The following is a 22,600-nucleotide window of genomic DNA, read 5'->3' on the forward strand; positions in this document are numbered from 1 at the left end:
GGCGCCGCACTGGTGCGCGACCTAAAGCGCGGCTTTAGACCGCCGCCAACGGCGCGTCAAACACCAGAGTGCGCAGGCTGACTTGATGATCTGTCCGGACAGGACGATGCTGGCGCCTAAACCGTGGGGAACGGCCATGACGTCACAATCCAAGCCGCCGATGGAACAAGGGCCGAAAGGCCCTCAGCTTGATGAATTGCTAGACGGGCTGATGGGCTGGAACCGGTCCTTTCTGAGGACTCTCTCTGATGGCTTGCTCGCGCCCGAACGGGTCGCCCACGCGGTTCTGATACAGGAGCGCGACACGTACGCCTCGCCGCTTCGACTTCTGATCTTTCTGTTCGGCATCTACACCGCCCTGACCGTCTTCATCGTCGGGGGAGACCTGCAGTCCATTGAAACCGTCACGCCTGCATCCGCTGAAGTTCTGGACGCCTGGCTTGTTGAGCAAGGGACGGATCTCGCGACGGTGAACGCGGTCTGGAGCTTCTGGCTCAACATCCTCGTCTGGCCGATCATGGTGATCTCTTCCTTCCCATTCGCGCTGCTGTTCAAGGCATTTGCGCCCAAGCGAACGCTGTACGGCGCGGTGCTGGTCTATCTGACCACGATCAACACCATGACGGCGGCGCTGATCATCTTGATGCTGGGCCTGGTTCTGGTTTCAGACAGCCAGACGACCATGATGCTGAGTCTTTTCCTCTCCACTGTGATCTATTTTTACGTCACTGCGCGGGTCGTCTCGGCGCATTATTCGAGCAGCCTGATCGGGACGATACTGAAGGTCTTTTCCTTCATGCTGTTGACCCCGGTCACACTAGTGATCACGGTTGCTCTGCAATTCCTTGCATTTGATCAGGTGATGGAGCATCGCTTTGATCTGAATGTCAGGGACATGATTGAATTAAGGGGAGACACAGCGCCATGAAATCACGCGAAATCCGGTTGACGCAACATTTCACCGGGCCGGTGAAATCGGACTATTTCGAGATGGCGGAAACGGAGCTGCCCGAACCCGCTGAGGGCGAGGTTGTTGTGCGCAACGCCTGGCTGTCGGTCGACCCCTATATGCGCGGCCGGATGATCGGGGTGAAAACCTATATCGACCCATTTGAAGTCGGCGCGCCTCTGGAAGGCGGCGCCGTGGGCCAGGTTGTCCAGTCCAAGGCCGACGGCTTTAAAGAAGGCGACTGGGTGATGAGCATGAAAGGCTGGCGCGAAGGCTATGTGGCCGCCGCCGACGGCCTGACCAAGATCGACGCCAGCGTGCTGCCGCCTGAAGCCTATCTGGGCGTGGCGGGCCTGACGGGCATGACCGCCTATATCGGCCTCAAGCGCATTATCGAGCTGAAAGAGGGCGAAACCTTGTGGATGAGCGCCGCCGCCGGGGCGGTGGGCTCGGCCGGCGTTCAATTCGCCAAAGCCATGGGCGCGAACGTCATCGCTACGGCTGGCGGAAAAGAGAAGACCGATTTCTGCACTGAGATCGGCGCCGACGCTGTGGTGGATTATAAGGCGACGGACGATCTGGCGGGCGCCGTGCGCGCCGCGGCGGAGCCCTTTGGCGGCGTCGACGCCTATTTCGAAAATGTGGGCGGCGACCATCTCCAGGCGGCGCTGGATGTGATCAAGCCCCATGGCCGCATGGCCGTGTGCGGCATGATCGCCCGCTATAACGACGACACGCCCCTGCCCGGCCCCACCAACCTGACCCAGATCATCGCCAAAAAGCTGAAGGTTCAGGGCTTCATCCTGTCAGACCATTTTGATCTGCAGGGCGAATTCATCAAAGACCTGTCCGATTGGATGATGGCGGGAAAAGTGAAAACCCGCGACACGGTCTATGACGGGATCGAACAGACGCCCGACGCCTTCATGGGCCTCTTCACCGGCGCCAATATCGGTAAAATGCTGGTCAAACTCTAAGCTCAAAGGGCCGGATGCGCTGATGGCGCATCCGGCCCTCTGCGCGACCCAAGATCGTCGCGCCCTCAACTACAGATTTATAGTATCGATTTATTCGCCATCCGGTCCGCCTGTTATACGTCTTGTGAAGAATTTGGCCCTATTGGTTTCCTGTACCGTTATTTGAGACAGGACGGTCGTCTTTCAGGCGTCCGAGGGTTCCCATGAACGTAGAACAATTGAACGCGCGTGCTGAAGGCCGTCTCGCCGGCTTGGTTGGACTGGATGTCATTGAAGCCAGCTCGACCCGCATTCGCGGCGCCCTGACGGTTCGTCCTGAACTGCAAGCGCCCACAGGCTTCCTGCATACCGCCACCATCATCGCCATGCTCGATACGTTGGCGGGCTATGGCGCCAGTATGAACATCCCGGATCGCTCGATCGGCTTCACCACGATTGAAGTCAGCTCCAGCTTCTTCGGCGCCGCCCGCGAAGGCCGCGTCATCGGCGAGGCCGTCCCCATCCACCGGGGCAGCACGACCCAGATCTGGTCGGCCAATTGCTGGCGCGAAAGCGACAACAAGGAAATCGCGGTGTTCCGCTGCACCCAGATGGTGCTCTATCCCCCGCGCCGCGGTGAACCCAAGGAAGAGTAGCTTTATCAGGGTCCCGTTTCAGGCCACATTGCCGCCCGTAGAGAACAGGGGGCGTGGATGAGCGTTTCAGAGCCGGGCGGGCAGGATCACAAGGGTCGCAAGGACCACGAAGACCTGATCGAGGATACTCTGGGCTTCAATTTGAGAAGCCTTAAAACGCTGTACGCCCTGTTCGCGACGCCTCGCGCGGTCATGCAAGCCATCGTTGAGCGTGACCGCGAACAGTACACCCCTATGATCCGCTTGTTTCTCGGGCTGATGGGCGCCCAGATCGCCCTGTCCGTGATCTGGGGCGGGCATGCCGGCATCCTGGAGCAATCGCTTACACAGCTTCCCGAAGAGCAACTTCAAGACCTGCAGACACTCATCGGTCGGCCTCTCGAAGAGTTCTACGTGCTATTCGGGCGGATCGCCGGCTTCCTTCAGCCCTGATCGTTGGACTGTTCACAGCGTTCTCTGTGCTGGCCCTTCGATTAATGGGTGAAAAACGGTCACTCAGCGTCAATCTCAACCTGATGTTCGCGATTCTGAACGCCGGCAGCACCATCGGCCTGGCGTTGATGATCCCTCAAACACAGTTCGGCCTGCCGTTTGTGATCTCTCTGTGCCTTGTCATGCTAGGTTATTTCCAGGCGTTCTTCAGAGGCATGCCCGACAGCGTCATCGGAACAGGCGCCAAGCGCTGGGGCTACAGCCTGTTGATGACGGTCTTGCTGATGGTCCTGATATTTGCTGGCGGCATCGTGATGCAGATCACGGCTATGCTGGGCGCTTACGTCTGGCCCTGACGCCCAATGCGGTATAGGCGTCCCAGAACGCCGCCGCCAACACACGCCGCCACAAAGGCCGCCAGCGTGTCATTTCCGAACATATGCAGGAAACCTGCATAGGACAGGCAGGCCGTCGCCACGGCCAGCCCGGTCGCGCTGATTCTGTTCAGCCATGAAACAGGTGCTTGGGTCATGGTTTCCTAAAAGCAAACAACGGGCCGTTTTCGAAGGCCTTTGTTTACCATAACGCGCAATTTCGCGTTAGGACTGCAAACCAATTCAGCTCATACGCCTGTATAGCCTTGCAATCAGGGCTCAGAATCGCGCTTCATGGCGCTGTCCAATGTTGGCGGCGAACGATTCTCACGCTGCCGCCTTATCCAACCAGTGGGGGGAACCCTGATGAATAAATCTGAACTCGCCAAAGCCATCGCCGACAAAGCTGGCATCACCAAAGCCCAAGCCGGCGACGCCATCGACGCGTTCGCTGACGCCATCGTCGGCGCTGCGAAGTCTGATGACTCCGTGCAACTGGCGGGCTTCGGCACCTTCCACGCCAAACACCGTGAAGCGCGCGAAGTGCGCAACCCGCGGACTGGCGAGAAAATGATGTCCAAAGCCAAGACCCAGCTGGCCTTCCGTCCGGCTTCGGCTCTGAAAGACATCTAAGTGTTTTCCGCCTTCGGGCGGATCAGGCTGAGCGAGACCGCCGCCCTAACAGGCGGCGGTTTTGTTTTGGGAGCTGATGGCCGCCATCGACGTTCAGGAACCTGGACCCAGCAGGCGCTCCACAGCCGCGTCAGCCGCCTCCAGCGCCCCTTCGATCAAGCCGCCATGACTGCGCGCAGCCTCAGCGCCTGCGAACGCCAGGCGCCCCTCAAACCAAACCTGCGACAACGCCGGCTCGCCATAAGGCGGATGCTCACGCGGCCCTGGACTGTCCGCTGGCGTCGCGGTCAGGCGGTCTGCCGACCAGTCCTTGAAAACAATCTCAGACGGCTTGGCGGCCTGGGCGCCGAACAGACGTTCGAGCTGAGCGAGGGTCTCAGCCTGAAGCGTCTCTGACCGGCGTCGACGCACGCCCGCCGGCCAGCCATAAAATCCGAACAGCGCGAAACAGCCCGCTTCATCATCGCTATGATCCACCACCTCCATGAGCGGCCCGACCTGACTCACCGCCGAGCCGGACAAGCCCGCCTCGCGCCAGAAGGGGGTGTCATAGCTCAGAGAAATCTTGGCGTGGGCGGCCATCCAGGTCGGCCAGCGCTTCAGGGCGGCGCTGAGTGTCTGAGGCGGCCCCGGCGTGAACGACCAGCCCGCCACGAGCGGCGGCGGAACAGCGATAATCACCTGGCGGGCGCGGTATGTGTCGCCGGTCACAAGGCCGAGCTCGACCCCATCATCGATAGACAGCGCATTGACTTCAGCACTCAGGATCAGCCGCGCCGCTGGCAGCTGTGCCGCCATGGCGAGGGCCAGGTGAAAGGGGCCGCCCTCCAGGCGTGCGGCGTCAGCGTAGCGTTTGGGAAAATCCAGTGTCTGGGTCCCGGCCGCCGTTTCATAGCGCAGGGCGCCGCTTTCAGGCTGAGGGAAGTCACGAAGGCCTAGCGCGTTTAAGAGCGCACGCACTCGCGGCTGATGCGCGGGCCAGACCCAGGACGGACCCAGGTCGAGACCCGCTTGCGCATAGGCGCGCCCTCCAACCCGGTCGCGCGCTTCGAGAACCGCATAATCCAGCTCGCACGCCTGCGCACGCGCAGCAGCGCGCAGGCCGCTTATCCCGGCGCCGACGATAATCAGGTCGAGCATGGCGTTGAACTCTGGCGCGCGCCTACTCCGCCGCGACGCTGCGCTTGAGACCTTGAGCGGGTTTCAGCGCATCCGAAATCTGGAACGCCATTTCCAACGCCTGGTCGGCGTTCAGGCGCGGATCGCAATGGGTGTGATACCGGCTCGACAGATCCGCTTCGGACAGATGTCCTGCGCCGCCGACGCATTCGGTCACGTCCTGACCCGTCATCTCGAAATGCACCCCGCCCGGCTCGGCGTCCTCAGCGCGCAAGACTTCGATGAAGGTGCGCAGCTCAGACAGCACCTTGTCGAAATCGCGGGTCTTGTAGCCATTGGCCGCCTTGTGGGTGTTGCCGTGCATCGGATCACACGACCAAATCACATTGCGCCCTTCAGACTGCACCTTGCGCACCAGCGGAAGCAGGCCGTCGGCCACCTTGTCCGCGCCCATGCGCACATACAGGATCAGGCGCCCCGCCTCATCGCGCGGGTTGAGCACGTCGATCAGGCGGATCAGCTCGTCAGGATCAAGCGTCGGGCCGCATTTGAGTCCGACCGGGTTTTCCAGGCCGCGCATGAACTCCACATGGGCATGGTCAGGCTGACGCGTCCGGTCGCCGATCCACAGCAAATGGGCGCTGGTGTCATACCAGCGGCCGGAATTGCTCTCCATCCGGGTCATCGCCTGCTCGAACGGCAGGTGCAGCGCTTCGTGAGAGGTGAAGAAATCCACCCCTTCCAGCGACGGCGCGCCATCGGGCGTCACGCCGCAGGCGCGCATGAAGGCCAGCGCCTCGCCAATGCGGTCGGCATATTCCTGATAGCGTTCACCCGCCGGGCTGCCCGCCAGGAAATCGAGCGTCCACTGGTGGACGTTGTGAAGGTCGGCATAACCGCCCGACGCCAGCGCACGCAGCAGGTTCAACGTCGCGGCCGACTGGTCATAGGCGCGGATCAGGCGCTCAGGGTCGGGCACACGCGCCTCTTCGGTGAACGCCATGTCATTGATGGAATCGCCGCGATAGCTGGGCAGGGTCACGCCGTCGATGGTCTCGCTATCCGACGAGCGGGGCTTGGCGAACTGGCCTGCGATCCGGCCCACTTTCACCACCGGCTTGGCGCTGGCGAAGGTCATCACCACCGCCATTTGCAGCAGCACGCGGAAGGTGTCGCGTACAGTCTCGGCGGAGAACTCCTTGAAGCTCTCGGCGCAATCGCCGCCCTGCAGCAAAAAGGCCTGCCCTGCGGACACATTGGCGAGCTGGCTTTTCAGCCGGCGCACTTCACCCGCAAAGACCAGCGGCGGGCGCTTGGCGAGCTCGGATTCCACCCAGTAAAGCTTATCCATATCGGGATAAGTCGGTAATTGCTTACCGGGTTTGGATCTCCAGCTCTCAGGGCTCCACACAGTCATGGCCTTCGCCTTTCTAGAATTTGGCCGGACATATTAGCGGCGATTGTGCAACGCAGTAAGCCCCGAGTGTAAGCTCGCGGGGCATACTGTATCGTAAACACCACAATTATCGTCTCAGTTGAATTTTTTACTCGGGCGCCCTCTATTGGGGAATTCAACTTCCAACAGGGCAAGAGGCGATCTCATGACCATCACCATCACAGGCATTTCTCATCAATCCGGCGCCATTTTCACCGCACAGTTCACGGTCAGCGGCAGCAGCATCACGCATTCAGACCTGGCGGTCGAATTCCAGTCGGACGCCAGCAAGAGCTTTGCAGACGTCCAGGCTGACGCCTTGAGCGCCGCCACTTCCGCCTTGCAGGGCTAGACCGTGTCTCGAATTGCGCGCGGCTACTCCGCTGCGCGCAATTCAGGCGGAATCCATTTTTCCTTCATGGTGACCAGTTCCTCGGCCACGCTGGGATGGACGGCGCAGGTTTCGTCAAACTGGGCTTTGGTCAGTCCCGCCTTCACCGCAATGCCGACCGCCTGAATGATTTCAGGGCTGTCATCACCCACCAGATGCACGCCGACGACCACCTGATCGGAGGCGCGCACGATCATCTTCATCATCATCCGGTCAGGATGATCGGTGATGATGCCCTTCATGGGCCGGAACTGGGATTTGTAGATATCCACTTCGCCGAATTCGTGGCGCGCCTCGGCTTCGGTCAGCCCCACCGTGCCAACGGGCGGCTGGGTGAAGACGGCGCTGGCGATGGTTGAGTGATCATAGGCGTTGGGCGTGTCGCCATAGACCGTATCCACAAACGCCGCGCCTTCGCGGATCGCAACCGGGGTCAGGTTCACCCGGTCGGTCACATCACCCACGGCGTAAATGTTCTCGACGCTGGTCTGGGAAAACTTGTCGACCTTGATCGCGCCCTTCTCGTTCACTTCGACGCCGGCGCTCTCAAGCCCTAATCCCTTGGTGTAGGGGTCGCGGCCAATGGCGAAGACGACCTGATCCACATCCTCGATCACATCGCCATTATCGAGCGTGATGCGTTTGGTCTTCGTGTCCTCGTCGGTCAGTTCGATCTTCTCGAACACAGCATGGGTGATCACGCGCACGCCAGCCTCTTTCAGGCCTTCATGGACGGCGGTGCGCACATCATCATCAAACCCGCGCAGCACAGTCTCGCCGCGATAAACCAGGCAAGTCTCGACGCCCAAACCTGCAAACACCTGGGCGAACTCCACCGCGATATAACCGCCGCCTGCGATGACGATATGCTTGGGCAGCTTGGGCAGATGGAACAGCTCGTTGGAGGTGATCGTATGCTCGACGCCCGGCAGACTCTCATCCTTGTTGGGCGCGCCGCCCACAGCGATCAGGATGTGTTTCGCCGTCACGGTCCGATCCTGTTTGACCAGGCGGATGGTGTTGGGGCCTTCAAGCTCGGCCCGGTCTTCGATCAGCTCCACGCCAGCGTTTGCGAGATTGCGCGAATAGATGCCTGACAGGCGATCCACTTCAGCGTTCATGGTGTCGCGGAAGGTCGGCCAGTGAAACTCCGGCGACCCTACATCCCAACCATAGGCCTTGGCCTGTTTGAAGCTTTTGGAAAAGCCCGAGGCGTACACCATGTACTTCTTGGGCACGCAGCCGCGGATCACGCAGGTGCCGCCGGGACGGTATTCCTCGGCGACGGCGACTGTCTTGCCCTTCATGGCGCTCAGGCGTGACGCGCGGACCCCGCCAGAACCTGCGCCAATGGTGAACAGGTCATAGTCAAACTCGTGATCGGCCATTGCGCGCCCTCTTCGTGATTCACTCAAATCTGCATGCGTATGTGTGCTTGCATACCGGATAGGTCAAATCACATGGGTGCGGAAGATGGGGAAACCGCTTATGCGCCCTCATTTGAAAGAGGCGCCGCTCGCCTGAGAGGTGGCGTCGCCGCTGAAATTCTCCTATCAAGATAATCCGTCACTGATGAGCGCGGATTGTGAGCGACCTCAAAACCATCCCTGACACCCCCCACCATGCCGGTCATCGCGACCGACTGCGTGCGCGCTTTTCAGAAGCCGGCGGTCAGGGGCTGGCCGATTACGAGCTTTTAGAGCTGGCGCTGTTTCGCTCCATCCCGCGTCGCGACGTGAAACCGCTCGCGAAGGCTTTGATCGCCCGGTTCGGAAGCTTGGGCGGGGTCTGCGCGGCGGAACTGCACCAGCTCAAGGACATCAAGGGCGTGTCGGAAAAGACCGCCCTAGATCTCAAACTGCTCGAAGCCCTGGCCGTGCGCATGGCGCGTGAACAGGTGGTGGGACGTCCGGTCCTCTCAAGCTGGTCTGCCTTGCTCGATTACCTGCGTACGGCCCTGCAGCACGCCTCCACCGAGCAGTTCCGGGTGTTGTATCTCGACAAGAAGAACCGTCTGGTCGCTGACGAACATCAGGCGCGAGGCACGGTGGATCATGCGCCAGTCTATCCGCGGGAAGTGGTCAAACGCGCCCTGGCGCTGGACGCCAGCGCCCTGATCCTGGTGCACAACCATCCCAGCGGCGATCCGACGCCGTCTCACGCCGATATCGAGATGACCAAGCTGGTCATCAGCGCCGCCAAACCCTTCAACATCGTGGTCCATGACCATCTGGTGATCGGACGCGAACGCACGGCGAGCTTCAAAAGTTTGGGATTGCTTTAGACCTTCAGCGCCTTAGCCTGCCTCAAACAGGGATCGGGGAGGCGCGTCATGCTGCGTATCATTCTGGCCGGGCTCGCCATTATGGCCTTGCTGACGACGGGTTTCTCGCTGGCGGCCCGTTCGGCGACCACGTCCCAGGACCTGCTCTTTTACAACGGGGTGATCCGCACCGCGTCTGAACCGGGTGTGGCGGATGCGCTCTACATGCGCGACGGCGTGATCATCGCCGTGGGCGACCTGGGCGCCGTCGAAGCCGCAGCGCCTCGCAACGTCAGACGGTTTGATCTTGAGGGCGGCGCCCTCACCCCCGGCCTGATCGAGCCGCACACCCATCCTCTCGCCGCCGGGCTTCTGGGACAGGCGATCAATCTGTCCGGTCCCCATTCGGGCGGAAGGGCTGAAGTGATAGCCCTGATCGAACAAGGGCTGGCGCGCGGCGGGCCAAGCCCCTGGGCGATTGGATTTGGTTGGGACCCTGTGCTGTTGGGCGATATCGACGCGCCCAGCCTCGAAGAGCTCGACGCCCTGTCGCCTGACCAGCCTTTGGTGATCCTGACCCAGATGATGCATCAGGCCTTCGCCAACACCGCCGCATTTGAGGCGTCAGGCATCAGCGCAGACACGCCCGATCCGGAGCATGGGTATTTTGAACGCGACGCCACAGGCGCCCTGACGGGACGCGTGGTGGAGGTGGACGCCGTCAGCCAGCTCATGTCCGGAGTTCCGACGCCCTCAGATGCGGCGCTCGAATTCATCCTGGGGGACGCCTACGCCGAATACGCCCGGTCCGGATACACCACCATCGGCATTACGGGTCTGGTTGGACGCGCACGCGACCCGCTGGCGATCCTTGAAACCATCGCAACCTCTCCCCGCCCCGCGCTGAACACGGTGTTGTACCTGCTGCCCGAGCAAGCGGCGCACGGTTACACCCTGTTTGATCACGCCCGCTCTGACGCCGTGATCACCCGCGTCGCCGGGCTCAAGCTATGGCTGGACGGCTCGCCCTTTGTGGGCGGCGCCGCGACCTCTGAGCCCTATGCCGACAGCGCTTTTAACGCCGACGTGCTGGGCCTGCCGCCGGGATGGCGCGGACCGCTGGCGATCCCGCCCGAGACTGCGCTGGCGCACGCGTTTGAAGCGCAGCAATCGGGCGTGCAGATGGCGTTCCACGTCCAGGGCGAACGCGCGATAGATCTGGCGCTTGATGTGATCGACGCGGCCCAGCGCGCCCATCCTCAATCCGGTCTTCATCACCGTCTGGAGCATCTGGCTCTGGCGACGCCCCAGCAGATCGAGCGTGCAGCTGAACTGGGCGTCTCATTGGGCTTCTTCCCCGACCATATCGGCTATTACGGCCACCGTCTGGAGGCCATGTTCGGGGCTGAGCGCGCCGGGCGCTACATGCCCATTCAGGCTGCGATGGAGAGCGGCGCCGTGGTGACCATTCATGGGGATCATCCCGCCAGCGCCATCGACGCCGCGCGCGTGATGACCTTGCCGGTCTCGCGGCTTACGCCCGACGACGCGACTCTGGGCGACACGGTCAGCGCCGAAGACGCGTTTGCGATGATGACGATCAATGCCGCCCGTCAATTGGGATTGGATGATCAGATCGGATCGCTGGAGCCGGGCAAGCGCGCGGATCTGGCCCTGTTTGATCGCGACCCAGTGCAGGCGCTCGAGACCGGCGAGCAATTCACCGCCCAGCACACCTGGATCGCGGGGCGCCCGGTGGACCAGCGTGCATGGTCGCTCGACCGGCTGGGGCGGCTTCTCAAAGCCGCCTGGGGGCAAATGACGCGCTAAGGGCCGCTAGGCCTTCGGCTTGGCGGGCTCCCACAGCTCGATCTTGACCCCGTCAGGGTCCAACAGCCAGGCGAAGTGTCCATAGTCGAACTGTTGCGGTTCACCGATCAAGGCGACACCTGCCGCCTTGATCCGCGCCAGCAGGGCGTCAAGATCCTCGACGATCAGATTCACCATAAAGGCCTGCTCTGACGGGGCGAAATAATCAGACCCGTCCTCAAAACGGGCGAAGATGGTGCGCGCGCCGTCACCAAAGGTTTCAGCAGCCTCAGCATGGGGAAAGTCGAAACCCCCATAAGAATTTAGCTCCAGACCTAACACCTCTTGATACCAACGCTTGGCCGCGTCAGGATCAGCGGACTTCACGAATATGCCGCCGACGCCGCGTACTGGCATGTCGATCTCCTTGTTTACCCTGTCTCACGGTGACCCATGCCTGCTGCCCCGTCCAATTTTTTCACCCATCTTGAATGCTCGATGACGGGGGCGCGCATCGAGGCCGATGCGCCGCAAAACCTCTCCCCCGAAGGCTGGCCGCTTCTGGCGCGGTATGATCTTGAGGCCATGAAGAGCCGACTTGATCGTGACGCCATCGCCGCACGCTCGGCCATGGACCAGCCCGGATTCTGGAAATGGCGCGAACTGCTGCCCGTCGCGAAGGACGAGGATGTTGTGTCGCTGGGCGAAGTGGATACGCCCCTGATTTATGCGGCAGGCACGGCGGCGCAGATCGGCGCGACCGGGCGCCTGTGGGTCAAGGATGAGGGGCGCCTGCCGACGGGCAGCTTCAAGGCGCGCGGACTGGCGCTGGCCGTCTCCATGGCGAAATCGTATGGCGTGAAAACCATGGCCATGCCCACCAACGGCAATGCCGGCGCCGCGCTGTCCGCCTATGGCGCGCGGGCCGGAATGACCACCTATTCCTTCTGCCCTGAAGACACCCCGGACGTGAATGTGCGCGAGATCGCCGCCCAGGGCGGCAAGGTGTTTCGCGTCAACGGCCTGATCCATCAGTGCGGAGCGATCGTCGGCGCGCTGAAAGAGCAGATGGGCTGGTTTGACGTCTCCACCCTCAAGGAGCCCTACCGGATCGAGGGCAAGAAGACGATGGGGATCGAGCTGGCCTGGCAATTGGGCTGGAAACTCCCCGATGCGATCTTTTACCCCACCGGCGGCGGCACCGGCCTGATCGGCATGTGGAAAGCCTTTGATGAAATGGAAAAGCTGGGCTGGATCGGCTCTGAACGTCCCAAGATGTTCGCTGTTCAGGCCGAAGGCTGCGCGCCCATCGTGAAAGCGTATGAAGCGGGGGAAGAGCACGCGCCGGAATGGCTGGACGCGCATACTTTCGCCGCCGGCATTCGCGTGCCCAAGGCCATTGGCGATTTCCTGATCCTGCGCGCCGTACGCCAAAGCGGCGGCGCAGCGCTGTCGGTCAGCGAAACCCAGATCGAAGCCGCCCGGCAACTTTGTGGGCGCGAGGACGGTCTGTTGCTCTGCCCCGAAGGCGCGGCGACGCTGGCGGCCGCTCAGTCCGCTCTGGATCGCGGTCTGGTGGAGCGTGACTCAGAGATGGTGCTGTTTAATTGCGGTTCGGGCCTGAAATACCCGCTGCCTGATCCGGCGCGCTCTCTGGATCGTACAAAGCCCATCACACCGGACATGCTTAAAGGCTGACTTGAAAGACTGAATCCGCCTCACTGAATCGTAATGCACACGAGCCTTTAACTGAATCACCTGCCTATCGCATAACCCCGGCCTCTCTGATTCGAGCCTAAGGGACCGCAATGAGCACCCCAGCGCCTTTCACCGCCAAACGGCCGGCCGCCCGGAACGCCTGGACCGCGCTTGGTGTTTTGCTCGTGGTCTATCTGGTCAATTTCATGGACCGGCAGGTCTTTGCGGTGCTCCAGGAAGAGTTCCGGGTCGATCTCAATCTGAGCGATTCACAGCTCGCTCTGCTGGGCGGCACAGCCTTCGCGCTGTTTTACGCCACGCTTGGCATCCCCATCGCCATTCTGGCCGACCGCACCAACCGCATCCGCCTGATCGCCGCGGCCTGCGTCGTGTGGAGCATGTTCACCGCCCTGTCCGGCCTGGCCAGCAATTTCGTCCAGATGCTGCTGGCGCGCATCGGCGTCGCCTCAGGCGAGGCGGGCGGCGTCTCGCCCTCCTATTCGGTGTTGTCAGACTATTTTCCGCCCTCAAAGCGCGCTTTCGCCATCGGCTTGTTCTCGATCGGCGCGCGCCTGGGGCTCACCGCGGGCTCGGCGCTGGGCGCCTTTATCGCCGATGCGCTGAACTGGCGTTGGGCGTTCATTCTGGTCGGGCTGCCGGGCGTTTTGCTGGCGCTGGTGCTGCTGGTTCTGGTCAAGGAACCCAAGCGCGGCATGTTCGACACGGAAGCCCTACGCGCCCAGAAAGCCAATGCGCTGGGCGCATTGAAACTCGTGTTCGCCACCCCGTCCCTGCGTCTGTTCACGGCCGCCGCCGCGGTGACCTCGTTTGCAGGCTATAGCCTCTATCAATGGGCGCCCTCCTTTCTGATCCGCTCTCAGGGCATGACGCTGGAAGAGGTGGGCGCCGGTCTGTCGCCGCTGTTCGCTTTGGGGCTCATCGGCTCGGTGGCCGGCGGCTGGATGGCGGATCGCGTCGGACCGGGACGTCCTGAAGCCTATGGCGTCATTCCAGGCGTCACCTTGCTGTTGACCGTGCCGTTCTTCCTCGGCGGGCTGATGGCGCAAGACGGCCAGACCACCCTGCTCTTCTTCGCCATCCCCTTGCTGCTCAGCTATGCCTGGATCGGACCGGGGCTGGCCGCCACCCAGACCATGACCCCGCCCGCCTCTCGCGCAGCGGTGGCGGCGATCATCGGCTTCTTCAACAATCTGATCGGCATTGGCCTGGGACCGCTGGCCGTCGGCGCATTGTCAGACGCGCTGCGCCCCCATTATGGCGAAGGCGAAGCCTTGCGTCTGGCCTTGATGGCGGGCAGCTCGGCCTTCGCCCTGGCGGCGGTCTTGTTCGTGGCGGCGGGCTATGCGCTCAAGCGCGATCTGAAGCGGCGCACTTGACGTAGCGGGCCGGTTGGCGCTGTTTGCGCGCAAACCCGCCCCTTTCGTCAGACGTGAGAGCCGCGCCCCATGATCCCTCGCTATACCCGGCCGGAAATGGCCGACATCTGGTCCCCACAATCGAAATACCGCATCTGGTTCGAGATCGAGGCCCACGCCACCGACAAGCTGGCCGAGCTGGGCGTCGTGCCGGCCGACGCCGCCAAGGCGGTCTGGAAAGCCAAGGACATGACATTCGACGTCGACCGGATCGACGAGATCGAAGCCGAGGTGAAGCACGACGTCATCGCTTTCCTCACCCATCTGGCTGAGCTAGTGGGCGATGACGCCCGCTTCGTGCACCAGGGGCTCACCAGCTCGGACGTGCTGGACACCTGCCTGGCCGTGCAGCTCAAGCGCGCGTCTGATCTGCTGCTTGCGGGCATGGACCGGGTGCTGGCGGCGCTGAAAAAGCGCGCTTTCGAGCACAAGATGACCGCCTGTATCGGCCGCAGCCACGGCATCCACGCCGAGCCCACCACGATGGGGCTGAAATTCGCGCGCTTCTACGCCGAATTCGACCGCAACCGCGCGCGTCTGGTTCAAGCGCGTGAAGAGATCGCCACCTGCGCCATCTCCGGCGCCATCGGCACCTTCGCCAATGTGAACCCGGCCGTGGAAGCCCATGTGGCGCAGGCGATGGATCTCAGCGTCGAGCCGATCTCCACCCAGGTGATTCCCCGCGACCGCCATGCCGCCTTTTTCGCAACGCTGGGCCTGATCGCGTCCGCCATCGAGAACGTTGCGGTTGAAGTGCGCCATCTTCAGCGCTCGGAAGTGCGTGAAGCGCAGGAGTTTTTCTCCAAGGGGCAGAAAGGCTCGTCGGCCATGCCGCACAAGCGCAATCCGATCCTGACCGAGAACCTCACCGGTCTGGCCCGCCTGGTGCGCTCGGCGGTCGTTCCAGCCATGGAAAACGTCGCGCTCTGGCATGAACGCGACATCTCACACTCCTCCGTCGAACGCGGCATCGGCCCCGACGCCACCGCCCATCTCGATTTCGCCCTGCACCGCACCGCCTCGATGATTGAAGGCCTGATCGTGCACGAGGACCGCTGCCGGGAGAATCTTGAGACCTATGGCGGCATCCACAATTCCCAGCGCGTGCTGCTCGCGCTAACGCAAGCCGGCGCCTCGCGCGAGGATTCCTATCGCCTCGTTCAGCGCAACGGGATGAAAACCTGGGATGAGGGCGGCAAGCTGGTCGAACACCTGAAAGCCGATGAGGGCGTCACGGCGTTGCTCTCAGACGCTCAGATCGAAGCCTGCTTTGACGAAGACTATCACTTCAAGCATGTGGACATGATCTTTGATCGTGTCTTTGGCGCGCACTGATTGCGCTCGCTGTGTTGTGAATGATCACTTCAAAGACCGCGCCTATGATGGCGCGGTCTTTTTCGTTCAGGAGATAAAATGGGACTGCGCCTATTTGCAGCTTTTTGTTTCTGGCTGCTCACCTCATCTGCACTCGCTCAGGCCCCGAGCGACGAGCCGCGTCTGGTGGCGGCGCTGTTTCGCTCCAACTGGTGCGGGCCCTGCAAGGTACTGGAGCCGCGCTATGAGGCGGTGATGGCTGATTACGCGGAAGCGCCGCTGGAACGCGTGCGCTTTGACAGCTCTTTCGGTCGGCGCGGCGCACTGGCGCGGCGGGCGCGTCAGGAAGGCGTCAGCGCGGTCTACGAGGCGACAGCCGGGGCGACCGGCTTTGTCCTTTTGATCGACCGCGACACGGGGGATGTTCTGGCGCGCATCAGCATGGCGTATTCAGACGCAGACATTCGCGGCGCACTGGATCACGCCCTGCAGGTAATCGCCGACCGCGAGGCGTTCGGACTGTAAGCCGGACATGAAAACGGCGGCGCAGGATCTGCGCCGCCGTCACTCATTTCAGATCAGAGCCAGACCGGTTAGCCCTTGAGAACCTGTTCGCGGGCCTCTTCGAGCAGCTGCTCCATCTTGTGACGAATCTGGTGATCGGTCTGCTCGATGCCGCGGGCGTCGAAATCGCCGCGCACCTTGCGGAAAACGTCTTCATCACCGGCTTCTTCGAAATCGGCTTTGACGACTTCCTTGCCATAGGCTTCGGCGTCATCGCCGGTCAGGCCCATCAGCTCGGCGGCCCACAAACCCAGGAGCTTGTTGCGGCGCGCAACCGCTTTGAACTCGAGCTCCTGATCGTGAGCGAATTTGTTTTCGAACGCGTTTTCGCGATCATCAAAACCTGACATGGCGGTGGTCCTTCAACCCCAGACATCAAAACTGCTGCCTGAAGAGTTAGCCGTAGCAGCGCCGATTATCAATCGCGTAAGCCTGAGCGGAAACAGGCTTCAGCACAGATATTGATGTAAGCGCGCCCCTCGCGTATGAAGGCGCCACGATAGCGGCCCGCGGCGACGGGCCGTTTCGCGTTTCTCATGGCATGGCCCAGGCGCGACGTCTCTGTTCCCAGCGACATCAAAGCGGGCTCACGCCCCACTCGCGCGCCGCTAAAGCGCGCCCAAGCCGGAGCGAGGCCACGATGTCCCGCCGCAAGATGCTGTACGAAGGCAAAGCCAAAATCCTCTACGAGGGTCCCGAGCCGGGCACCGTCGTGGCCTATTTCAAGGATGACGCCACCGCCTTCAACGCCCAGAAAAAAGCCGTGCTCGAAGGCAAGGGCGTGCTCAACAACCGGATCTCCGAATACATCATGGAGCATCTGGGCCGGATGGGCATCCCCACCCACTTCATCAAGCGCTTGAACATGCGTGAGCAATTGCTCCGCGAAGTCGAGATCATCCCGCTGGAAGTGGTGGTGCGCAATGTGGCCGCCGGCTCGATCGCCAAACGCTTCGGCCTGACCGAAGGCGATGCGCTGCCGCGCTCCATCGTCGAGTTCTATTACAAGAACGACGCGCTGGAAGATCCGATGGTCGCCGAGGAACATGTCACCGCGTTCAACTGGGCCACCACCCAGGACATGGACGAGATGATCGCCATGGCGCTGCGGGTGAACGATTTCATGTCGGGCATGTTCGCAGCCGTCGGCATCCGTCTTGTGGACTTCAAGCTCGAATTTGGCCGCGTCTACGACCAGAACGACATGCCGCGAGTGATTCTCGCCGACGAGATCAGCCCGGACAGCTGCCGTCTGTGGGACGCCAACACCAATGAGAAGCTCGACAAGGACCGGTTCCGCCGCGATCTGGGCAATGTGACCGAAGCCTATGCCGAAGTCGCCCGCCGTCTGGGCATCATGAAAGAAAACGGTTCCGTCACCGAAGAGGGGTCTCCGGAATGAAAGCGCGCATTCACGTCTATCTCAAACCCGGCGTTCTGGACCCGCAAGGCCAGGCTGTCTCCAACTCGCTGAACCATCTGGGGTTTGACGAAGTTACGGGCGTGCGTCAGGGCAAGCTGATCGAGATTGATCTCAACACCGCCGACGCCGAGGAAGCCCAGAGCCGCGTCTCTGAGATGTGCGACAAGCTGCTCGCCAACCCCGTCATCGAAAATTACGACATCGAGCTGAGCGCTTAGGCGCTGGCGAGCAAGAAGCGGATCTGACATGAAAACCGCCGTCATCGTCTTCCCCGGCTCGAACTGTGACCGCGACGCGGCCACGGCCATCGAAGCCGTCACCGGCCACGCGCCGGCCATGGTCTGGCATGAAGAGACCGAACTGCCTGAGGGGCTCGACTTCGTCATGGTCCCCGGCGGTTTCTCTTATGGCGACTATCTGCGCTCGGGCGCAGTGGCCGCACGCTCGCCGATCGTCAATGACCTGAAGAAGAAAGCCGAAGCGGGCGTGCCCATGCTGGGCGTGTGCAACGGCTTTCAGATCCTGACCGAGGCCGGGCTGCTGGACGGCACGCTGATGCGCAACGCGTCTTTGCACTTCGTCTGCGAGAAAGCGCCCCTGCTCGTTGAGACGGCGAACACCCGCTTCACCCGCGGCTATGCTGATCGCAAGGAGATCGTCATCCCGGTCGCCCACCATGACGGCAATTATTTCGCCGACGAGGCGACGCTCGACCGGATCGAGGGCGAAGGCCAGGTGGTCTTCCGCTACGCCAACAATCCCAACGGCTCCGCCCGCGACATCGCCGGCGTCACCAATGCGGCGGGCAATGTGCTGGGCATGATGCCCCACCCGGAACGCGCGGTGGACGCCGATCATGGCGGAACCGATGGACTGGCCCTGTTTGAAAGCGTGCTGGGGAAACTGTCATGAGCGAAGCTGTGAACCCGCGTTACGCCGAGGGAATCACCGAAGAGATCGCCCTCGATCACGTCACCGCTGACGAATACGAGATCATCCTGAAAGAGCTCGGCCGCGCGCCGAACCTTGTGGAGCTGGGCATTTTCTCGGTGATGTGGTCCGAGCACTGCTCGTACAAATCCTCGCGCCTGCACCTGTCCAAATTCCCCACGTCTGGCGACAAGGTGATCTATGGTCCGGGCGAGAACGCCGGCGTCATCGACATTGGCGACGGCCAGGCGGCCATCTTCAAGATGGAGAGCCACAACCACCCCAGCTATATCGAGCCCTATCAGGGCGCGGCCACGGGCGTGGGCGGCATTCTGCGCGATGTCTTCACCATGGGCGCCCGCCCGGTGGCGCTGATGAACGCGCTGCGCTTTGGCGATCCCAAGCACCCCAAGACCCGTCAACTGGTCGCTGGCGTCACCGCCGGCATTGGCGGCTACGGCAATTGCGTGGGCGTGCCCACGGTGGGCGGCGAGACCAATTTCGACAAGGGCTATAACGGCAACATCCTGGTGAACGCCATGGCTGTGGGCCTGGCCGATGCCGACAAGATCTTCACCGCCGCCGCCCGTGAGCCTGAATTCCCTGTGCTCTATGTGGGCGCGAAAACCGGCCGCGACGGCATTCACGGCGCCACCATGGCGTCGGCGGAATTCGGCGAAGGCTCTGAAGAGAACCGCCCGACCGTTCAGGTCGGCGACCCCTTCACCGAGAAGAAGCTGATCGAGGCCTGCCTTGAGCTGATGAGCGAAGACGCGATCAGCTCGATCCAGGACATGGGCGCGGCTGGCCTGACGTCTTCGTCTGTGGAGATGGCGTCTTCGGGCGGCCTCGGGATCGAGCTTGATCTTGATCACGTGCCCCAGCGCGAAGAGAACATGACCGCCTATGAGATGATGCTGTCAGAATCCCAGGAGCGGATGCTGATCATCATCAAGCCCGGCCGTGAACACGTCGCCGAGCGCATTTTCCGCAAATGGGATCTGGATGTGGCGACCATCGGCAAGACCGCGCCCCATGGCCGTCTTGTGCTGCGTCACAAAGGCGAGGTCGTCTGCGACCTGCCGCTCGATCCCATTGGCGAGAACGCGCCGAAATACGACCGCCCCTGGTTCCCCGCCGAGGCGCGCGGCTCCATCGACCCGGCTGACCTGCACCAGCCTGAACATCTGGGCGAAGTGCTGGCGAGCCTGATGGGCAGCCCGGACATGGCGTCCAAACGCTGGATCTGGCGTCAGTATGACCGCCACGTCATGGCCGACACCGCCGCCAGCTCCGAAGACGCATCCGACGCCGCCATCGTGCGCGTGCACGGCACGCAAAAGGCGCTGGCGATCACCACTGACTGCACCCCGCGCTATTGCTTCGCCGACCCGTTCGAAGGTGGCAAGCAGGCGGTGGCCGAAGCCTGGCGCAACCTCACCGCCGTCGGCGCTGATCCCATCGCCATCACGGACTGCCTGAACTTCGGCAATCCCGAGCGTCCTGAAATCATGGGTCAGTTCGTGGGCTGCGTGGAAGGCATGGCCGAGGCGTGCAAGGCCCTCGACTTCCCCGTCGTGTCCGGCAATGTCTCGCTCTATAACGAGACCGACGGCGTCGCCATTCCGCCGACCCCGGCGGTAGGCGCTGTGGGCCTGATTCCCGACATCGCCCAGCGCATGGGCTATGGCGGTCTGAAAGAAGGCCAGGTGCTGCTGCTGGTGGGCGAAACCCGCGGCGAGCTTGGCGCGTCGATCTATCTGCGCGAGATCGAGAACCAGGAAAAAGGCGCGTCCCCGCGCGTCGATCTGGCCGTTGAAAAGCGCAATGGCGACTTTGTCCGTCAGACGATCCGCGCCGGCCACGCCAAGGCCGTCCACGACCTGTCAGACGGCGGCCTGGCCTGCGCCGCCGCCGATATGGCGATGGCGGCGGGCGTCGGGATCAAGCTCGCCTATACGGGCGGCCTGCCGGTCTTCGCCTGGATGTTCGGTGAGGATCAGGGCCGTTATCTGATCGCCGCCGACGCCGCGGACGCCGAGACCATTCGCGCGAACGCCAAGACCGCAAACGTGCCGGTTGAAGTCGTGGGCCTCGCAGGCGGACGCTTCATCTCCATCAATGGCGGCCATGCGGTGGATCTGATCCGCCTCAAACAGGCCCATGAAGGCTTCATGCCCGCCCTGATGGAGGGCGAGCCTGAGGCGCGCGTCGCCGAGTAAGACAGGCGACAGAGCACACAAAAAAGGCCGGAGCCAATGCTCCGGCCTTTTTCATTTGAATGGGTCAGCGACTTAGCTGTGGCACTGGGCCAGAGCAGAATTGTGCGTGACCGCCTCTTCACCGGCGCCCAGTTCAGCGGCGCGCGCGAAATCAGCAGCGGCGGCGGCGTGATCGCCCGCCAGCCAGAAGGCGCCGCCGCGATTGGTGTACGCTTCCCAGCCTTCGGGATTGCGTTCGATGGCGTTGGCGCAGGCGTCCGCCGTGCCGGCATCGCCTTCATTGGCGAGCGCAGCGCACAGATTGACGGCGGCGGCGTTCTTGTTGCGGTTGGAGGTGCCGGACTCCAGCGCCTCGGAGGCGAAGTGAGCGGCGTTGCGCCAGTCGCCCTGATCGATGCGGCGCGCAGACTGGCGCACGTCAGAGTTCGGACCGGACATGCCGGCGAACATCGGCTCGGACGGACAGTCCTGGGCCTGAGCGGAACCGAAAGCGGCGATTGCGAGTGCTGCGCCAGCGAAAACAGTACGAAGTGCGGTGGACATATCCATCTCCCTGATGAAACCCGAGCATGCCTATACGCCCGCGTTTGTGGCGTATAGATAGGGACCTCACCGCACTTTGAAAAGTAAACACTGTTTATTTTTGTTATGATTTAATGACGCGCCGCAAATATTGCGGCGCGTCAATCACTTGGCTTTTCGCTAGGGTTGGCCTGCCTCGCCCAGAACAGACCCAAGGTCCGCATCAATGCGCTCGGCCAGCTCGATCGCCACGCTCACCGCCCCCAGGAAGAACTCGGAATTGATGGTCTCGAACTCGTCTGTGGTCTGGTGGTAATGCTCGTGATCCTCCACCCCGAGATAGAGAAACGGGATGCCGGCGGCGTGGAACGCGCCCTGGTCTGACAACAGCGTCCAGTCATTGCGCGGATCGCCGTCAGGCTGGTCATAGCCCGCCGCCAGCGTTATCGACGCGTCTTGCGCCACCGCTTCGACGATGGGATGCAGGGCCGGCGTGTGATACGGGCCCGCCGCCCAGATATCATTGTCCGGGCTATAGCCCAGCATGTCGAAATTGAGATTGAAGACGACCGGCGCTGCGCCTTCGACCGGGTTGGCGACCACTTCGCGGGCCCCGCGCAATCCGCCCTCCTCTGCGTCGAACGCCATGATCAGGATGTCATGCTCGGGCGGATTGGCGATGAAATGCTCCGCCGCCGCCAGCAGCGCCGCCACGCCAGACGCGTTGTCGTCGGCGCCGTTGAAAATCTCGCCCTCTTCGGTCTGTCCCACATGGTCATAATGCGCGGTCACAGCGATAGCGCGGCTGCGATCACGGCCAGGAATGACGCCGATGACGTTCACGGCGTTGATGGTTTCGCGCGGCGAATTCTCATCGCGAAAATCTATGGCGCGCTCAAAGCTGAAGGGCTGCTCATAGCTGTCGCCCACCGGCTGGACGCCGATCTCGGTCAGGCGGTCGATGATATAGGCGCGCGCCCGTGCATTGCCTTCGCTCTCGACCAGCCGGCCTTTCATCTCATCTGAACTGATGACGCACAGATCCGCCCAGGGCTGGGGCTCCAGCCCCGCACAATCTGAAGCGGCGGGAGCGGCCAGAGCGGTAGTCAGAAGCAATGCGGACAGCAACATGGGCAGGTCTCCGTAATATCCCTGTGAAAGTCAGGGTTCCGGGCACGCCCGGTGTGATGGTATGGCTCAGACTAGCACTGCGCAGGAGAGACGCCATGCCCATGAATGCGGAAGACATTGTCAGTCTCATCAAGGAAGGCGTTCCCGGCGCCGAGGTCGAGATCACCGATCTCGCCGGCGATGGCGACCATTACAAGGCTGTGGTGGTTTCACCGGCTTTCGCCGGCCTGCCCCGCGTGCGGCAGCACCAGATGGTGTATGCCGCGCTGAAAGGCCGGATGGGCGGCGAACTGCATGCCCTGGCGCTGGAAACCCGTGCGCCGGACTAGCGCGCCTGTCAGCA

26 protein-coding genes are annotated in these 22,600 nt (G+C 62.3%); 18 read left to right on the top strand and 8 right to left on the bottom strand.

Going from position 1 to position 22,600, the window contains the following annotated elements:
- The first annotated feature begins 136 nt into the window (after window positions 1-136).
- From G405_RS0102490 to G405_RS0102510, 5 genes are all read left to right on the top strand, one after another.
- Entirely contained in the window at window positions 137-928 is a 792-nt protein-coding gene (locus G405_RS0102490; RefSeq protein ID WP_156861330.1) for a DUF3667 domain-containing protein, read from the top strand.
- Window positions 925-1,926: an NADP-dependent oxidoreductase gene (locus G405_RS0102495; protein ID WP_022699918.1), complete on the top strand. Its 1,002-nt coding sequence runs from the start codon at window positions 925-927 to the stop codon at window positions 1,924-1,926. Before G405_RS0102490 ends, G405_RS0102495 begins: the two co-directional genes overlap by 4 nt.
- Window positions 1,927-2,129: 203 nt before the next feature.
- A complete protein-coding gene (locus tag G405_RS0102500; protein WP_022699919.1) occupies window positions 2,130-2,561 on the top strand; it encodes a PaaI family thioesterase in 432 nt (143 codons plus the stop codon).
- A 57-nt stretch (window positions 2,562-2,618) separates the two neighbouring features.
- Entirely contained in the window at window positions 2,619-2,993 is a 375-nt protein-coding gene (locus tag G405_RS0102505) for a hypothetical protein (protein WP_022699920.1), read from the top strand.
- A gap of 44 nt (window positions 2,994-3,037) precedes the next feature.
- A complete protein-coding gene (locus tag G405_RS0102510) occupies window positions 3,038-3,349 on the top strand; it encodes a hypothetical protein (protein WP_022699921.1) in 312 nt (103 codons plus the stop codon).
- Here the strand turns inward: G405_RS0102510 and G405_RS0102515 are convergent.
- A complete protein-coding gene (locus tag G405_RS0102515) occupies window positions 3,334-3,525 on the bottom strand; it encodes a hypothetical protein (protein ID WP_022699922.1) in 192 nt (63 codons plus the stop codon). The genes G405_RS0102510 and G405_RS0102515 overlap by 16 nt on opposite strands.
- 208 nt (window positions 3,526-3,733) lie before the next feature.
- Between G405_RS0102515 and G405_RS0102520 the strand changes: the two genes are divergently transcribed.
- Window positions 3,734-4,000: an HU family DNA-binding protein gene (locus G405_RS0102520; protein ID WP_028284481.1), complete on the top strand. Its 267-nt coding sequence runs from the start codon at window positions 3,734-3,736 to the stop codon at window positions 3,998-4,000.
- A 93-nt stretch (window positions 4,001-4,093) separates the two neighbouring features.
- Here the strand turns inward: G405_RS0102520 and G405_RS0102525 are convergent, their stop codons facing one another.
- Together G405_RS0102525 and G405_RS0102530 are read right to left on the bottom strand one after the other, a co-directional pair.
- Window positions 4,094-5,140 (bottom strand): flavin monoamine oxidase family protein, encoded by a 1,047-nt coding sequence (locus tag G405_RS0102525; protein WP_022699924.1) that lies wholly within the window; start codon window positions 5,138-5,140, stop codon window positions 4,094-4,096.
- Window positions 5,141-5,162: 22 nt separating this feature from the next.
- Window positions 5,163-6,536, bottom strand: a complete 1,374-nt coding sequence (locus tag G405_RS0102530) for a class II 3-deoxy-7-phosphoheptulonate synthase (RefSeq protein ID WP_022699925.1) — start codon at window positions 6,534-6,536, stop codon at window positions 5,163-5,165.
- A gap of 184 nt (window positions 6,537-6,720) precedes the next feature.
- Between G405_RS0102530 and G405_RS0102535 the strand changes: the two genes are divergently transcribed.
- Window positions 6,721-6,906, top strand: a complete 186-nt coding sequence (locus G405_RS0102535) for a hypothetical protein (RefSeq protein WP_022699926.1) — start codon at window positions 6,721-6,723, stop codon at window positions 6,904-6,906.
- A 23-nt stretch (window positions 6,907-6,929) separates the two neighbouring features.
- Here G405_RS0102535 and gor read toward each other — a convergent pair whose 3' ends face one another.
- Window positions 6,930-8,333 carry a glutathione-disulfide reductase gene (gene gor / locus G405_RS0102540; protein WP_022699927.1) on the bottom strand — a complete coding sequence of 468 codons (1,404 nt, stop codon included), beginning with the start codon at window positions 8,331-8,333 and terminating at the stop codon, window positions 6,930-6,932.
- 197 nt (window positions 8,334-8,530) lie between these two features.
- Between gor and radC the strand changes: the two genes are divergently transcribed.
- Together radC and G405_RS14780 are read left to right on the top strand one after the other, a co-directional pair.
- Window positions 8,531-9,229 (top strand): RadC family protein, encoded by a 699-nt coding sequence (gene radC, locus G405_RS0102545; RefSeq protein WP_022699928.1) that lies wholly within the window; start codon window positions 8,531-8,533, stop codon window positions 9,227-9,229.
- Between the two features lie 48 nt (window positions 9,230-9,277).
- Window positions 9,278-11,038, top strand: a complete 1,761-nt coding sequence (locus G405_RS14780; RefSeq protein WP_022699929.1) for an amidohydrolase — start codon at window positions 9,278-9,280, stop codon at window positions 11,036-11,038.
- 6 nt (window positions 11,039-11,044) lie between these two features.
- Here G405_RS14780 and G405_RS0102555 read toward each other — a convergent pair whose 3' ends face one another.
- Window positions 11,045-11,434, bottom strand: coding sequence for a VOC family protein (locus G405_RS0102555; protein ID WP_022699930.1), 390 nt, complete (start codon window positions 11,432-11,434; stop codon window positions 11,045-11,047).
- A gap of 36 nt (window positions 11,435-11,470) precedes the next feature.
- Here G405_RS0102555 and G405_RS0102560 point away from each other — a divergent pair, with 36 nt between their 5' ends.
- The 4 genes from G405_RS0102560 (at window position 11,471) to G405_RS14785 (ending at window position 15,990) form a co-directional block, all read left to right on the top strand.
- Window positions 11,471-12,715: a threonine synthase gene (locus tag G405_RS0102560; protein ID WP_022699931.1), complete on the top strand. Its 1,245-nt coding sequence runs from the start codon at window positions 11,471-11,473 to the stop codon at window positions 12,713-12,715.
- A gap of 110 nt (window positions 12,716-12,825) precedes the next feature.
- Complete coding sequence (locus G405_RS0102565; RefSeq protein ID WP_022699932.1) at window positions 12,826-14,112, top strand: spinster family MFS transporter; 1,287 nt, start codon at window positions 12,826-12,828, stop codon at window positions 14,110-14,112.
- Window positions 14,113-14,181: 69 nt separating this feature from the next.
- On the top strand, window positions 14,182-15,486 hold the full coding sequence (gene purB / locus G405_RS0102570) for an adenylosuccinate lyase (protein ID WP_022699933.1): 1,305 nt from the start codon (window positions 14,182-14,184) through the stop codon (window positions 15,484-15,486).
- A gap of 78 nt (window positions 15,487-15,564) precedes the next feature.
- Window positions 15,565-15,990, top strand: coding sequence for a thioredoxin domain-containing protein (locus G405_RS14785; protein ID WP_022699934.1), 426 nt, complete (start codon window positions 15,565-15,567; stop codon window positions 15,988-15,990).
- A 68-nt stretch (window positions 15,991-16,058) separates the two neighbouring features.
- Here the strand turns inward: G405_RS14785 and G405_RS0102580 are convergent, their stop codons facing one another.
- Entirely contained in the window at window positions 16,059-16,379 is a 321-nt protein-coding gene (locus G405_RS0102580) for a DUF1476 domain-containing protein (protein WP_022699935.1), read from the bottom strand.
- 290 nt (window positions 16,380-16,669) lie between these two features.
- On the opposite strand from G405_RS0102580, the gene purC reads away from it, so the two are divergent.
- From purC to purL, 4 genes are read left to right on the top strand one after another with little or no spacing between them, the layout of a single operon-like run.
- Entirely contained in the window at window positions 16,670-17,431 is a 762-nt protein-coding gene (purC, locus tag G405_RS0102590) for a phosphoribosylaminoimidazolesuccinocarboxamide synthase (RefSeq protein ID WP_022699937.1), read from the top strand.
- The gene (gene purS / locus G405_RS0102595; protein WP_022699938.1) at window positions 17,428-17,670 is read left to right on the top strand and encodes a phosphoribosylformylglycinamidine synthase subunit PurS; all 243 of its coding nucleotides are present in this window, start codon (window positions 17,428-17,430) and stop codon (window positions 17,668-17,670) included. The genes purC and purS overlap by 4 nt, the downstream gene beginning before the upstream one ends.
- Window positions 17,671-17,698: 28 nt before the next feature.
- Window positions 17,699-18,364, top strand: coding sequence for a phosphoribosylformylglycinamidine synthase subunit PurQ (gene purQ, locus G405_RS0102600; protein WP_022699939.1), 666 nt, complete (start codon window positions 17,699-17,701; stop codon window positions 18,362-18,364).
- Window positions 18,361-20,604, top strand: a complete 2,244-nt coding sequence (gene purL, locus G405_RS0102605) for a phosphoribosylformylglycinamidine synthase subunit PurL (protein WP_022699940.1) — start codon at window positions 18,361-18,363, stop codon at window positions 20,602-20,604. Before purQ ends, purL begins: the two co-directional genes overlap by 4 nt.
- A 72-nt stretch (window positions 20,605-20,676) precedes the next feature.
- Here the strand turns inward: purL and G405_RS0102610 are convergent, their stop codons facing one another.
- Window positions 20,677-21,147: a hypothetical protein gene (locus tag G405_RS0102610; protein ID WP_156861332.1), complete on the bottom strand. Its 471-nt coding sequence runs from the start codon at window positions 21,145-21,147 to the stop codon at window positions 20,677-20,679.
- Window positions 21,148-21,306: 159 nt separating this feature from the next.
- A complete protein-coding gene (locus G405_RS0102615; RefSeq protein WP_022699942.1) occupies window positions 21,307-22,257 on the bottom strand; it encodes a M20/M25/M40 family metallo-hydrolase in 951 nt (316 codons plus the stop codon).
- 95 nt (window positions 22,258-22,352) lie between these two features.
- On the opposite strand from G405_RS0102615, the gene G405_RS0102620 reads away from it, so the two are divergent.
- Window positions 22,353-22,586 (top strand): BolA family protein, encoded by a 234-nt coding sequence (locus G405_RS0102620; protein ID WP_022699943.1) that lies wholly within the window; start codon window positions 22,353-22,355, stop codon window positions 22,584-22,586.
- Window positions 22,587-22,600 lie beyond the last annotated feature (14 nt).

It is taken from the genome of Oceanicaulis alexandrii DSM 11625 (assembly GCF_000420265.1).
Taxonomy (GTDB): Bacteria; Pseudomonadota; Alphaproteobacteria; order Caulobacterales; family Maricaulaceae; genus Oceanicaulis; species Oceanicaulis alexandrii.

What these genes read in the sequence shown, in the direction of transcription:
- G405_RS0102490 (WP_156861330.1), top strand. Translation starts at nt 137, where the DNA reads ATGACGTCACAATCCAAGCCGCCGATGGAACAAGGGCCGAAAGGCCCT.
- G405_RS0102495 (WP_022699918.1), top strand. Translation starts at nt 925, where the DNA reads ATGAAATCACGCGAAATCCGGTTGACGCAACATTTCACCGGGCCGGTG.
- G405_RS0102500 (WP_022699919.1), top strand. Translation starts at nt 2,130, where the DNA reads ATGAACGTAGAACAATTGAACGCGCGTGCTGAAGGCCGTCTCGCCGGC.
- G405_RS0102505 (WP_022699920.1), top strand. Translation starts at nt 2,619, where the DNA reads ATGAGCGTTTCAGAGCCGGGCGGGCAGGATCACAAGGGTCGCAAGGAC.
- G405_RS0102510 (WP_022699921.1), top strand. Translation starts at nt 3,038, where the DNA reads ATGGGTGAAAAACGGTCACTCAGCGTCAATCTCAACCTGATGTTCGCG.
- G405_RS0102515 (WP_022699922.1), bottom strand. Translation starts at nt 3,525, where the DNA reads ATGACCCAAGCACCTGTTTCATGGCTGAACAGAATCAGCGCGACCGGG.
- G405_RS0102520 (WP_028284481.1), top strand. Translation starts at nt 3,734, where the DNA reads ATGAATAAATCTGAACTCGCCAAAGCCATCGCCGACAAAGCTGGCATC.
- G405_RS0102525 (WP_022699924.1), bottom strand. Translation starts at nt 5,140, where the DNA reads ATGCTCGACCTGATTATCGTCGGCGCCGGGATAAGCGGCCTGCGCGCT.
- G405_RS0102530 (WP_022699925.1), bottom strand. Translation starts at nt 6,536, where the DNA reads ATGACTGTGTGGAGCCCTGAGAGCTGGAGATCCAAACCCGGTAAGCAA.
- G405_RS0102535 (WP_022699926.1), top strand. Translation starts at nt 6,721, where the DNA reads ATGACCATCACCATCACAGGCATTTCTCATCAATCCGGCGCCATTTTC.
- gor (WP_022699927.1), bottom strand. Translation starts at nt 8,333, where the DNA reads ATGGCCGATCACGAGTTTGACTATGACCTGTTCACCATTGGCGCAGGT.
- G405_RS14780 (WP_022699929.1), top strand. Translation starts at nt 9,278, where the DNA reads ATGCTGCGTATCATTCTGGCCGGGCTCGCCATTATGGCCTTGCTGACG.
- G405_RS0102555 (WP_022699930.1), bottom strand. Translation starts at nt 11,434, where the DNA reads ATGCCAGTACGCGGCGTCGGCGGCATATTCGTGAAGTCCGCTGATCCT.
- G405_RS0102560 (WP_022699931.1), top strand. Translation starts at nt 11,471, where the DNA reads ATGCCTGCTGCCCCGTCCAATTTTTTCACCCATCTTGAATGCTCGATG.
- G405_RS0102565 (WP_022699932.1), top strand. Translation starts at nt 12,826, where the DNA reads ATGAGCACCCCAGCGCCTTTCACCGCCAAACGGCCGGCCGCCCGGAAC.
- purB (WP_022699933.1), top strand. Translation starts at nt 14,182, where the DNA reads ATGATCCCTCGCTATACCCGGCCGGAAATGGCCGACATCTGGTCCCCA.
- G405_RS14785 (WP_022699934.1), top strand. Translation starts at nt 15,565, where the DNA reads ATGGGACTGCGCCTATTTGCAGCTTTTTGTTTCTGGCTGCTCACCTCA.
- G405_RS0102580 (WP_022699935.1), bottom strand. Translation starts at nt 16,379, where the DNA reads ATGTCAGGTTTTGATGATCGCGAAAACGCGTTCGAAAACAAATTCGCT.
- purC (WP_022699937.1), top strand. Translation starts at nt 16,670, where the DNA reads ATGTCCCGCCGCAAGATGCTGTACGAAGGCAAAGCCAAAATCCTCTAC.
- purS (WP_022699938.1), top strand. Translation starts at nt 17,428, where the DNA reads ATGAAAGCGCGCATTCACGTCTATCTCAAACCCGGCGTTCTGGACCCG.
- purQ (WP_022699939.1), top strand. Translation starts at nt 17,699, where the DNA reads ATGAAAACCGCCGTCATCGTCTTCCCCGGCTCGAACTGTGACCGCGAC.
- purL (WP_022699940.1), top strand. Translation starts at nt 18,361, where the DNA reads ATGAGCGAAGCTGTGAACCCGCGTTACGCCGAGGGAATCACCGAAGAG.
- G405_RS0102610 (WP_156861332.1), bottom strand. Translation starts at nt 21,147, where the DNA reads ATGTCCACCGCACTTCGTACTGTTTTCGCTGGCGCAGCACTCGCAATC.
- G405_RS0102615 (WP_022699942.1), bottom strand. Translation starts at nt 22,257, where the DNA reads ATGTTGCTGTCCGCATTGCTTCTGACTACCGCTCTGGCCGCTCCCGCC.
- G405_RS0102620 (WP_022699943.1), top strand. Translation starts at nt 22,353, where the DNA reads ATGCCCATGAATGCGGAAGACATTGTCAGTCTCATCAAGGAAGGCGTT.